Here is a 12,312-nt window from a genome sequence, read left to right as displayed (position 1 = left end):
TACAAATACAAGAAGTTTTTTTATTTTATCTATTCTTTTTTATCACCAATTGCAAATGTAATTTCAGCTTCGCACGCAACTTCACCATCTACTGTTGCGATTGCTTTTCCTTTTCCAATTGGACCGCGTACGCGCGTCATTTCTACTTCTAGGCGAAGTTGATCACCTGGGCGTACTTGTTTTTTGAAGCGACAGTTGTCGATGCCGGCGAAGAAAGCAAGTCTCCCGCGGTTTTCTTCTTTCTTTAATACAGCAACTGCACCAACTTGCGCTAATGCTTCTACAATAAGTACACCAGGCATAACTGCATAATCTGGGAAGTGCCCATTAAAGAACTCCTCGTTTGCAGATACATTTTTAATTCCAACCGCTCTTTTTCCCTCATCCACTTCTAATATTTTATCAACAAGTAAAAACGGATAGCGGTGAGGAATGATTTCTTTAATTTGTTCTATATTTAGCATGTGACAATCGCCCCTTTTACAATATTGGTCTTACCACTTGGACATATTGTTATTATCCCATTTTGTTTATTATTTGTCATTATAAAGTACTACTTTACTTCCTATTATAAAAAAATGCACACACTCTATTCCATTAAAATAGTTGCACTTCTCAGCAACTGACACGGAGGTAGAAAAGAGTGTATGCCCAAATTAGGGAAAGGCAATATGTATTTGAACATTTTTTGCCTTAATGTCGTATTCGACTCATTATATTACAAACGTTTTCAAATATGAAAATATTAAATTTAACCATATATATGAATATTTTACCTGTTTTCTCTATTTTTCTTTATTTTTCTTCTATTTTCTTAATAAATTAAAAAAATATAAAGATATAAAAAAATAAAAAAGGACCAAGGTTTGATACCTTAGTCCTTCTCACTTTATCCCGATTGGTGAAAGCTAATAATCAGCGGGGGATGAACCCCACTGATTAAAGTTTCACTTTATTTTAAAGCACGACGTGGTAATTTATCGATATTCTCTAACATAATACCTGTACCAACAGCAACACATTGCATTGGGTTTTCAGCGATTAATACTGGTACCTTTAATTCTTCTGCTAGAAGCATGTCGATACCGTGTAATAAAGCTCCACCGCCTGTTAGAATAACACCACGGTCGATAATGTCTGCAGATAGTTCTGGTGGTGTACGCTCTAGTACGCCTTTTGCAGCTTGTACAATGATAGCTGCGTCTTCTTTTAGTGCTTCTGTAATCTCTTCAGAGCATACTGTAATTGTACGTGGTAAACCTGTTACCATGTCACGTCCGCGAATTTCAAGCTCTTCACTACGTGCACCTGGGAATACTGTACCAACTTTAATTTTAATATTTTCTGAAGTACGTTCTCCAATTAATAACTTATACTTACGTTTAACGTAGTTTAAGATTTCCATATCAAACTTATCGCCAGCCATTTTGATAGAGGAAGAGGTAACAATATCACCCATAGAAAGTACGGCAATATCTGTTGTACCTCCACCAATATCAACAACCATGTTTCCGCTCGGCTGGAAGATTTCCATACCAGCACCAACTGCGGCTACTTTTGGTTCTTCTTCTAAAAATACTGTTTTACCACCTGAACGTTCAGCAGCCTCACGAATTGCTTTTTGCTCTACAGATGTGATATTTGTTGGACAGCAAATTAAAATGCGAGGTTTTGAAAAGAAGCTCTTCACGTCCAATTTGTTAATGAAATACTTTAACATTGCTTCTGTAATTTCGAAATCTGCGATTACACCATCTTTAAGCGGACGAATTGCTACAATATTACCAGGTGTACGTCCCACCATACTTCTTGCTTCTTCACCTACTGCTAATACTTTTCCACTATTACGATCAATTGCCACAACAGATGGCTCATTTAATACAATACCCTTACCTTTAACATGAATTAATACGTTAGCCGTACCTAGGTCAATTCCGATATCTCGCGCAAACATTCCCGTCATTTCCTCCTCGATATTCAAAATCAGGTTATACCCGAATTCTTTTACACCTAATTTCTGATTTTATCATAAATTTAACAGAAACGTAATATTCGCAAAAAGAATTCTTCTGAAAAATATTACCGAATTCGCAAGGAATGTTTGCTATTTTAGATTTATTGGCGCACAGGGTTTTCTGTATCTTCTTTTCGGTACTTTTGCTTTGTTGCTTCTCCACCTCTTAAATGACGAATAGACTTATGATAATCAAGAATTTCTTTCACTTCATTTGCCAGCTCTGGATTAATTTCTGGCAAACGTTCTGTTAAATCTTTATGGACTGTACTCTTTGATACCCCAAACTCCTTTGCGATTACACGCACTGTCTTTCTTGTCTCCACGATATACTTGCCAATCTTGATAGTTCTCTCTTTGATGTAATCGTGCACACCACTCGCCTCCCTAAATTGGATGTGAGAAGTGTGAAATGAGACTCGCTGCATACGACTATGAAGTAAATGTGAGTGCTGTTTGTAAGCGTTAAACATTCTTGGATTTATAATGAAATGATTCACGATTTCTCACCTCAAACACTCTCTTTGCATTGGTTTATACCATTGTATTGCCCGCACTACTGATATATGCTACATGTTCACTATTTTTGCGGACTAAGTTAAGAAAAATTACGTTTTTTTGTGAGAAATACGTTAACAAAGACAATTATGGCGAAAAAAAGTGACACCTCTTTATAAAAGGTGTCACTCTTCTCTTTCATATTCTTCTTCTAACAACTGATGGTGGGGAACTTCTTTCTTACCGGCAATATAATAATATAAAGCGAATAAAACAAACAATAAAATGATAGCAATCGACAGAACAGATAAAAATGACACAGTATCCCCTCCCTTTTGTAATATATATTCGAGAATCTCGTCATTTTTCCTTGTTATTGCAAATTTTTTCTCGAAATTGATTATTTTTATATAAAAATAAAAAAATCAACTCTCCTAATGAGAACTGATTTTTTTACTTTATTATTCTTGTGAAGAAGAACCGTTAGAGGATTCTGTAGAACCATTCGTTGATTTTTCTTCTTTTTGAGATTTCTCATCTTGTTTGCCGTTCGTCTCTTTATCACTAGTCGAACCACTTGTTGATTTCTCTTCTTTTTGAGATTTCTCATCTTGTTTACCGTTCGTCTCTTTATCACTAGTCGAGCCGCTTGTTGATTTCTCTTCTTTTTGAGACTTATCTTCTGTTTTACTTTCTGGTTTCGTGCTTGTTGACTTTTCTTCTTTTTGAGATTTGTCATCAGCTTTTTTACCAGAAGCATTTGTCGCCTTTGCAGCACCTGCATCAGCTTTAATTTCTGCTACTGATTTATTTAAATAACGCTCAGGGTTCACAGCCACATTGTCTTTACGTACTTCAAAGTGAACGTAAGAACCTGCATCTTTATTCATTGCATTTAGACCTGATTTTCCTAACACTTCACCTTGCACAACTCTTGCACCTTTTTCTACTTTCACACTGCCTAAGCTTTGATAAGATGCTGCTACACCATTTCCACTATCTACTGTTACAACATAACCAAGAAGTGAATCTTTTTCAGCTTTCGTTACTGTACCACTTAAAGCAGCTGTAACATCAAATTCTTTTCCGTTTTTCGCAGCAATGTCAATTCCTTTATTCGGGGAATATGTGTTGTTATAAAAGACAAGTGCTTTTTCTTGTTCCGCCTCTGATGCTGCATCTTCATAGAATTTCTTCTGTACCACTACTTCTGCATTTGCTGCAGCTGGCATTTTCACTACTTCTGAAGATTTTGTTACCGGTACTGCTGGATCTTCCGTTTGTGTGTACGGTGTTGCTTGATCTTGGTTCGGAGCTTTCTTTGGATTAGCTCCTTGGAACCATAGCGCAACCATTAAGATTACCGCTGCACAAGCAATGTATAGTGCCGGAAACACCCATCTTTTTTGAAATAAATGTACTACTTTTCGCGACTTTTTACTATTTCTTCCTCGCATTCCATCATCACCTCAGCAATCATTTTGAACAATATTCACTCATCCTATACAACCTATAACTAATTACTTTTCGACAAAATCTGTAAAAATATGTATAAGAATTGCAAAATTTCCGAGGAAATGATGAAAAAAGAAAAAACTGAGCTTTTTGGCTCAGTTTTTAGTCTAATTGTTTCTTCTTATATACAATTAAACATACAACAAGCGAAATGATAAACCAAACTGTAATGTTCAACACATGACCACTCATACTACTAAAGCCTGCTCCATCTACTAAACCGTTCATCGCTTTTGTAATATGAGATGTTGGGAGATATCCAATCATCGTCTTAATTGTTGTATTTTCAACAAATGCCTCAAATTGTACAGCTAAATACATCGTCATTAAAATAGGCATTCCAATTAATGATGTTTGCGGTACAGAAGATGCAAGTAATCCAATCATTGTTCCCATCGCGATAAATAAAATAATTCCACATAAGAATATCAATCCTACCAATGGAAGATTTATATTTAATTGATCTAAAATGAATAAATTCGCAATACAAATGATCATCGTCAGACCAGCTGTTAATAGACTCTTTCCAAGAAGAACTTCAACAGAAGATGCTGGCGATAACATTAACACACGTAATGTATGTTTTTCTTTTTCTTCTGCAATTACCATAGATTGAACAAAACCTGCGACAAACAGGAGAGACATTATAGTAGTAGTACCCAACACTTGCTTGCCCACTCCAAATTTGCTATATATAACCGAAAATATAAGTGGTAAAGATGCCATTAACAACACTTGTGAATTTGTCTTAAAATCTTGTACCTCTTTCCTAAAAATAGCTGATACACGTCTCATTGAAAATGTCATTATAATCCCCTCCCAGTAACTTCGATAAAGATATCGCCTAGCGTTGGTTCGTGTGAATGAATGGATAGTAATTCACCTTTTTTCATCCATTCTGAAATGCGTTTTGCACCTAATTCATCTTTTTGCACGATTTCTTTCTTCTTATCTGTTAATACGACTTGTATTTGATCTTTCGCGTATTGCAAGCGAAGGTTTTCCGGTGTATCAAGCGCTACTATTTCGCCCCCACAAAGGAAGGCAATGCGGTTACAAAGCGTTTCTGCTTCGTCCATATTGTGCGTCGTTAAGAAAATCGTCGTTCCTTCTTTATTTAAGTCTCTTAAGATTTTATGAATGTTTTGTACGTTTACTGGATCGAGTGCGGATGTTGGTTCGTCTAAGAAGAGGATATCTGGTTTGTGAAGGATCGCTCTCGCTAGTGTGACACGCTGCTTCATTCCTTTTGATAGTTTTTTTATTGGTGTTTTTTTATCATCTAATAAATTCACTTGCGCTAGCACTTCATCGATTCGCTCTTTTTTACAATCGTATAAGTCGCAAAATAATAGTAAGTTATCATAAATGCTAAGTCTTTCGTATAAGCCGCTGTTATCTGTTAAAATACCAATTCGTTTGTAATCGATGCTACTTGGTCCTGTAATATCTTTACCTAATACTCTTACCGTTCCAACACTATGAAGCAATTGAGAAGTTAAAATCTTTACTGTTGTTGTTTTACCAGATCCACTTGGTCCGAGGAATCCGAAAATTTCTCCTTGCTTCACCTCAATATTTACATTTCGAAGTGCCGTTTTTTCATTGAAACTTTTCATTACATCTTTCATTTCAATTGCCAATGTCATTTCGTCATCCCCTTTGTTTTTCTCTTTATAGATGAAATTTGCTTTCGCAATTTTCGATTTGTATGTTTCGCTTTTCTTGACTCAATCATATGAAAAACAAAGGGTAGGCGCAGTAAAATACCGGTAAAAGGAGTATTTTTACCAGTGAATGAATCGTATTTTGAGCTTATTGGAGCACTCTTATAGCCCAATTACACCTTTTAATTCATCCATTCGTCCTTTTGAAAGCGGAATTGAACTTTTTCTTTCGTCATCCAAAATTAAACTAAAACTGTTCCTTGTCCAAGTAATAACTTCTCGCACTCTTTGTAAATTAACGAGGTACGAGCGATGGCATCTGAAGAACCCGAATCCTGTTAATCTCGCTTCTAGTTCACTTAATGTTAATGCACATACAAAATCACCTTCACGCACATGAATATGTGTCACTCCGTTTTGTGTTTCAATGAAATGAATTTCCATCGGATCAAGTAAAATGATTTTATCGTTCACTTTCGCTGGTATTCTTTCTAGTTTCATTTGTGGAATCATTTGAACGACTTTTTCTTCATCGACTCCTTCCACTTCTTCTTGCTCAATTTCTAGCTTTTTCACACCATCGTTGTTTAATATGTATACATCTTCTGTTAACGAAAGGGCGTCCGATAAGAAAGATGACGTAATAAAGATTGCCTTTCCTTGTTCTTTCATTTTCATAATCGCTTTTCGAATAATAATTGTACTCTCTGTATCGACATTTTGCTCTGGCTCTTCCAAAATAACTAAATCCGGATTGTGAATCATAATCCGCCCAATATGAAGACGGCGTTTCTCTGAAAATGATAATTTTTCTATTTTAACGTTTAACTTATCTAGGAGACCAACACATTGTACAACTTCTTCTATACTTACCTTGGATTCATAAAGCCCTAATAAAAATTTGAAGTATTCCTTCACCTTCAAACGGTCATATGCTTCATCCTTCAAAAAACAAAAGCCTATGCGGGAATAATTTTTCTTTCTAATCGCTTCGCCTTCAAATAGCACATTGCCAGTTGAAGCTTCTTCCTCACCAATAATGATGCGGTGCAAAATCTTTGCTGTATGGTTATTACATTGCAAAACAACACATTGTCCCTTCTCAACCTCTAGCTCAATTGCCGGTAACTGGTTCGTCTTCCCTAACTGTTTCAACTCCAATAACGCCATTCCGTCTCCCCCAAATGTTTTTCCCTAATTATATCAAACAATTAATGGAAGATTATGATATTTTAAACAAAAATAAGTAGGTATCAGGAAACCCCTGACACCTACTTCTTCACCATCAATTTTCCTTCATAATCATTCATCGTCTTTATTTCAACGCCTTTATAGTAATGAGCGACTATCTCTGTATATTTCTTACCTTCCCCTGCCATACCATTCGCACCGTACTGGCTCATACCGACGCCGTGACCGAATCCTTTCGTCGTAACGGTGATGTTATCCCCTTCTTGTTTCCACGTAAAGTCTGAGGAGCGTAAATCTAACTTTTCACGAACTTGTTTTCCTGTTAATGTTTTCCCTTGAAACTCTACATCCTTCACTCGTTTTCCTTCCGTAAGGTCTTTAATATTACCAACCTTTCCGTTTGCTAGTACTTTCACACCGAGACGTTTTTGAAAATCAGCTACTGTGAATTTTTGCTCACTCGTAAATTTTGGAGAGGCTTGATCCCACGGACTATCTACACTCTTTAAGTACGGATAATCATTTCCCCAATAATCAGCTGCATTTTCTGTTCGTCCGTTACTCGTTGAGAAGAAGGATGCTGAAATTGGTTTTCCATCATACGTTAAAACTTGTCCTGCGGTTTTCGAAACGGCTTCCTCAATTTTCTTTAAATTATTTTCATAGTTATTACCCCATTGTTTCTTCAATTCCTCTTTGCTTTTGTATACTTGATCTTTCACTGTATCTGTCACGTCCGCATTGTTTTTCTTACCTCCGCTTAGCATACGCTGCACTACAAATGTTCTTGCTGCTAATGCCTGCGCCTTTAGCGCCTCTATTTCAAAGCTGGCATTCATCTCAGAAGCTACTACACCGGCCACATACTCCTCCATAGGTAATGTTTCTACCTTCTTCTGCTGATCACGGTATACAGCAACTTGAACCGCTGTATCCACTTTCCCTGGAGCTGGTATACTTTCTATCGCTGGAGGAGTTTTAGAAGCTGCTTCTTCCCCTACCTTTGCTTTCGCAAACGGAATCACAAGAGCAGCAGGTACAATGATAACGAGCGCTATTAAGAGCGCTACTGTAATGAAAAGCGGCTTTGAAAATTTCATCCTATTCCCCCAATATAAAGTTGGATTCCTTTCATTCTTATGGAACTACGGGATCTTTTAGAACATACTTGGGGGTATCGGTATAAAGTGAAACTATAATCAGTTGGAGTTTTACTGCCTGAAAATAGCGGAATAAAACGTAAATTTTCTAAATATTTTTACCGGTACGTGCATAAGTATAGAATTTATTGACTATAACAGTAATAACCCAAAAAAAATAGCCCCTATGTCAAAAGACATAGAGACTATTTCAATTAAGCGTGAAGATCAGAAACTTCTTGTTCTTTCACTTCTTCTACTTTTTCGTTTACACGTTCAATAGTTGCACCTAATGCAGCTAATTTCTTATGGAAATCTACATAACCACGGTCAAGATGTTTTAACTCTGTTACACGAGTATAACCTTCTGATACTAAACCAGCTAAGATTAATGCTGCTGCAGCACGTAAATCAGTTGCGCCTACTTCAGCACCTTGCAAGCTACTTGGACCGTTCATAATTACAGAACGACCTTCGATTTTAATATCAGCATTCATACGACGGAATTCTTCAACGTGCATAAAGCGGTTTTCGAATACCGTTTCTGTAATCATACTTGTTCCATCAGCATGTAGTAATAATGCCATCATTTGTGATTGCATGTCTGTTGGGAAACCTGGATGAGGCATAGTTTTAATATCAACCGCTTTTAACTTATCTGGGCCGATAACACGTACACCTTCGTTTTCCTCAATAATTTTAACACCCATTTCTTCCATTTTCGCCGTAATTGAGCGTAAATGTTCAGGCACAGCATTTTCAATTAAGATGTCTCCACCTGTAATTGCCGCTGCAACCATGAATGTTCCTGCTTCAATACGATCAGGAATAATAGGGTGGTTTGCACCATATAATTTTTCAACGCCTTCAATACGAATCGTTCCAGTTCCAGCTCCGCGTACTTTCGCTCCCATTGCATTTAAGAAGTTAGCTAAGTCAACGATTTCTGGCTCTTTCGCTGCGTTTTCAAGGATTGTTGTCCCTTTTGCTAATGTAGCTGCAGACATAATGTTTTCTGTCGCGCCTACGCTTGGGAAGTCTAAATAAATTTTAGCTCCTTTTAGTTCTCCCTCCACGTGTGCCTCAACAAATCCGTTACCAACTTTTACTTTCGCTCCCATTGCTTCGAAGCCTTTTAAATGTTGGTCAATTGGACGTGAACCAATTGCACATCCACCAGGAAGTGCAATACGAGCACGACCGTTACGTGCTAATAATGGTCCCATTACTTGAACAGATGCACGCATCTTACGTACATACTCAAATGGTGCTTCAATATTTAATTCTTTAGAAGAATCGATTGTTACTTGGTTATTTTCAAATACGACTTCAGCATTTAAATGACGTAATACCTCGTTAATTGTGTATACATCAGATAATACTGGTACTTCAGATAGTACATTCTTTCCGTCACTCGCTAATAGGGCTGCAGCGATTATAGGTAATACAGCATTTTTTGCGCCCTCAACACGCACTGTGCCGCTTAACCGCTTTCCGCCACGGACGATGATCTTTTCCAAATTATTCCCCTCCGTGTCCTTTTTTCAGTATCTATTCACTCAATACTCAGAAGTTATGATCGGTGTGCCAACCACAATTGTATCTTTGTTGTTTGTAGAACGTATTGCTATTTGCACATTTATTTTCTCTCTATTTGTTGAAAGAGCGTCATTCCACTTTTTATTATATGCGGAGACTGATACAAATGCTCTTTCTTCTATCTGTTCGATCGCTCTTGCTGAAAGATCTTTCAAAACCTGATTGGTTTTATTTTGCAAAACACCTTCAATCTTATCATTCAGTACACCTTGAACACAAGTGTAAATTATAGGTTTTTCACTAAAAATTTTATTCATGTTCTGAACGTACTTCGGGTCCCATTTCGCCCCGCTCACTTCAAAAATAATAAAAGTGTTTTCTTTAGTATTTTCCTTACTCCAAGTTACTACTATTCGTTCTTCATGTGAAGAAGATTTTTTATAGGATGTAGCCTTATATCCATCTGGAGATTGTTCTAATTCCCAACTTTCGATGCTTGCCTCTTCCTTCACATCGTTTAACAATTTTTGAAACGTATGTATATTAGAAATTGTTTTCGTTTCTCGCGCTAACCATGACCACCGCTCTACTTTTGCATCGTTTTTCTCTAAAGCTGCAATCATGCTCTCCATTTTCTGTTCATCGCTTATAGGTTTCATCTCTTTATATCCAACCAAAAATAAAACGACACTTACGATAACGATAAGAATGGCTTTAAACTTCAATTTCATCCCCTCCTATCCCCATTGTTAACGGAGATATGAGGTTCTATACACTTACTTTACTAAATACGTTAAACTCTTTGAATAGCCTAAATAATCAAGGAAAAAGTTACTTACAGATGTCCCAATTGCAATTGTAATTAGGATGAGTAACACTCTCGTCTGCATCACTTTCCCAGACTTCATTAAACGCTCAATGTGAATACCTTGTAAGGCCCACCACGTAATGGTAATAAATAATAAATGTGAAACAATGGCAATTAGTGCTTGTTGCCCTAAAAGATGTGCCAAAAAATCGACCCCTTTTTTTGCTTGGCTACTACTTACGCAAAATGTAAAAAACGATACCATAAATAAGTAGGAGCCACACTTTTTCACACGCAAATAAGCATCTTACATTTTACATCGTAATTTTCTGTTAAAAAACATATACCTATAGGTGTTTTCATTTGCTGTTACTCCAAAATAAAAAGCGTAGAGTACGGACTCTACACCTTTTATTTTTACTATTGTACCACGTTCCCTAAGAAGAAGAAATCTTTCATTAATGGAAAATATTCATAGAAGAAATTGTAACCAATCATCGGCATAATCCCCAGTATTACAATTGAAATTGCGCAAAGACTCATGACAATCTTTATATTTAACGGTAACCGAAGCTTTTCTTCTGCCCCTCCTGTGCGGAAAAACATTTGCTGTAATATCCGGAAGTAATATACGAATGAAATAACTGTTGTCCCCATCATAATAGAAGCTAATACGTAATGAGCAGGCTCAACATGAAGTGCCCCTAAAAAGATGTTAATTTTCCCGATGAAACCTGCTGTCCCCGGTATTCCAGCTAATGATAAAATAAAGATCGTCATCACTATAGCTGTAAATGGGGATCGCTTGTATAATCCTGTAAAAATCGTCATATTTTCCTTATCATTTTGTAAGATTAATCCGTGAATGATTGCAAATGCTCCTATATTCATAAGCATATATGCAAGCATATAAAACCACATACTATCCATCGTAAACTGTGATAGCGCTACAAGGGGCACGAGCAAATACCCAGCATGCGCGATACCTGAATAGGCAAATAGACGTTTTACGTTGTATTGTTTTAATGCTACTACGTTCCCAACAATCATCGTAATACTAGCTAGTACAGCAATGTATATACTCATACGCCCGTACAAAGATTGTGCGTCTCCTTGGATTGCTACACCTGCAAACACCATAAGAAACAAACGCGTAATGAGTAGAAAGCCAGCAATTTTAGAAATCGTTCCGAGAAAAGCGGTGACAGGTGTAGCCGCTCCCTCATACACATCTGGTGCCCACATATGAAATGGCACTGTTGCAATTTTAAATGAGAGTCCAACGAGCAGTAGTAGAAATGCGAGAGCTAACAATAACTGAATGCCCCCAGCCAATCCTTGCGTAAATACCTTCTGCATTTCCACTATGTTGGTCGAACCTGTAATACCGTATAAATAACTCATTCCAAAGAGTGTAATTGCTGTTCCAATTCCTCCGTTAATGACATATTTCATTGCAGCCTCATTCGATGCACGGTTTCTTTTTCGGATTCCTACTAAAATATAGGAAGAAAGCGAAAGCAACTCTAAACCAACGAACAATGTGATGAAATCAACGCTAGAAGCCATGAACATCGCTCCAAGAAGCGCCATTAAAAACAGATAATAATATTCTCCTTTATCTTGAATGGGCTCCTTCTTGTCATCGCTTATTGCCATACATAAAACGAGAGCTGCTCCGCCTAATAACAACGTTTTAAATCCTTTTGAAAATCCATCTAGTACAAACGATCCATTTAAAATATCTCCTGCCGGTTCGCTGTATAGCGAAATTAATGACACTATCGCTAACAGGACAGCGGCAATTGCACTAATCGCTACGTACCTATGGTTCAGCTTAAAAAACAAATCACATATGGAAAGAAGGATGGCAGCCCCTAGAATAATGAATTCTGGTACCATGAGATGCCATGATAAGCTAAGTAACGTGTTCATATCCAT

Annotated in this window: 13 protein-coding genes; all 13 read right to left on the bottom strand. The window is 37.0% G+C overall.

All coding sequences use genetic code 11. The features are described 5' to 3' along the window. Nucleotides 1–29: 29 nt before the first annotated feature. On the bottom strand, nt 30–464 hold the full coding sequence (gene fabZ, locus QCI75_RS01100; protein WP_000931959.1) for a 3-hydroxyacyl-ACP dehydratase FabZ: 435 nt from the start codon (nt 462–464) through the stop codon (nt 30–32). A gap of 488 nt (nt 465–952) precedes the next feature. After that, nucleotides 953–1,954: a rod shape-determining protein gene (gene mreB, locus QCI75_RS01095; protein ID WP_002123831.1), complete on the bottom strand. Its 1,002-nt coding sequence runs from the start codon at nt 1,952–1,954 to the stop codon at nt 953–955. Between the two features lie 161 nt (nt 1,955–2,115). Beyond that, nucleotides 2,116–2,388 carry a sporulation transcriptional regulator SpoIIID gene (gene spoIIID, locus QCI75_RS01090; RefSeq protein ID WP_002089714.1) on the bottom strand — a complete coding sequence of 91 codons (273 nt, stop codon included), beginning with the start codon at nt 2,386–2,388 and terminating at the stop codon, nt 2,116–2,118. A 309-nt stretch (nt 2,389–2,697) separates the two neighbouring features. Continuing rightward, entirely contained in the window at nt 2,698–2,832 is a 135-nt protein-coding gene (locus QCI75_RS01085) for a hypothetical protein (RefSeq protein WP_002016211.1), read from the bottom strand. Nucleotides 2,833–2,973: 141 nt separating this feature from the next. Next, nucleotides 2,974–3,969, bottom strand: coding sequence for a stage II sporulation protein SpoIIQ (gene spoIIQ, locus QCI75_RS01080; protein ID WP_353759849.1), 996 nt, complete (start codon nt 3,967–3,969; stop codon nt 2,974–2,976). 160 nt (nt 3,970–4,129) lie between these two features. Further along, nucleotides 4,130–4,834 carry an ABC transporter permease gene (locus QCI75_RS01075; RefSeq protein WP_353759848.1) on the bottom strand — a complete coding sequence of 235 codons (705 nt, stop codon included), beginning with the start codon at nt 4,832–4,834 and terminating at the stop codon, nt 4,130–4,132. After that, nucleotides 4,834–5,676: an ABC transporter ATP-binding protein gene (locus tag QCI75_RS01070; RefSeq protein ID WP_353759847.1), complete on the bottom strand. Its 843-nt coding sequence runs from the start codon at nt 5,674–5,676 to the stop codon at nt 4,834–4,836. The genes QCI75_RS01075 and QCI75_RS01070 overlap by 1 nt, the downstream gene beginning before the upstream one ends. Before the next feature lie 180 nt (nt 5,677–5,856). Then, the gene (locus QCI75_RS01065; protein ID WP_353759846.1) at nt 5,857–6,864 is read right to left on the bottom strand and encodes a LytTR family transcriptional regulator DNA-binding domain-containing protein; all 1,008 of its coding nucleotides are present in this window, start codon (nt 6,862–6,864) and stop codon (nt 5,857–5,859) included. Nucleotides 6,865–6,965: 101 nt separating this feature from the next. After that, entirely contained in the window at nt 6,966–7,985 is a 1,020-nt protein-coding gene (gene spoIID, locus QCI75_RS01060; protein WP_144506173.1) for a stage II sporulation protein D, read from the bottom strand. Nucleotides 7,986–8,239: 254 nt separating this feature from the next. Continuing rightward, entirely contained in the window at nt 8,240–9,544 is a 1,305-nt protein-coding gene (gene murA / locus QCI75_RS01055; protein WP_002123823.1) for a UDP-N-acetylglucosamine 1-carboxyvinyltransferase, read from the bottom strand. A gap of 39 nt (nt 9,545–9,583) precedes the next feature. After that, nucleotides 9,584–10,288, bottom strand: coding sequence for a YwmB family TATA-box binding protein (locus QCI75_RS01050; RefSeq protein WP_186320884.1), 705 nt, complete (start codon nt 10,286–10,288; stop codon nt 9,584–9,586). A 51-nt stretch (nt 10,289–10,339) separates the two neighbouring features. Next, entirely contained in the window at nt 10,340–10,576 is a 237-nt protein-coding gene (locus QCI75_RS01045) for a DUF1146 family protein (protein WP_002016201.1), read from the bottom strand. A gap of 215 nt (nt 10,577–10,791) precedes the next feature. Beyond that, on the bottom strand, nt 10,792–12,306 hold the full coding sequence (gene nuoN / locus QCI75_RS01040; RefSeq protein ID WP_353761472.1) for an NADH-quinone oxidoreductase subunit NuoN: 1,515 nt from the start codon (nt 12,304–12,306) through the stop codon (nt 10,792–10,794). Nucleotides 12,307–12,312 lie beyond the last annotated feature (6 nt).

This window comes from Bacillus cereus group sp. RP43, from assembly GCF_040459645.1.
Lineage (GTDB): Bacteria > Bacillota > Bacilli > Bacillales > Bacillaceae_G > Bacillus_A > Bacillus_A mycoides_C.
This window is presented reverse-complemented; position numbering and strand designations above follow the sequence as displayed.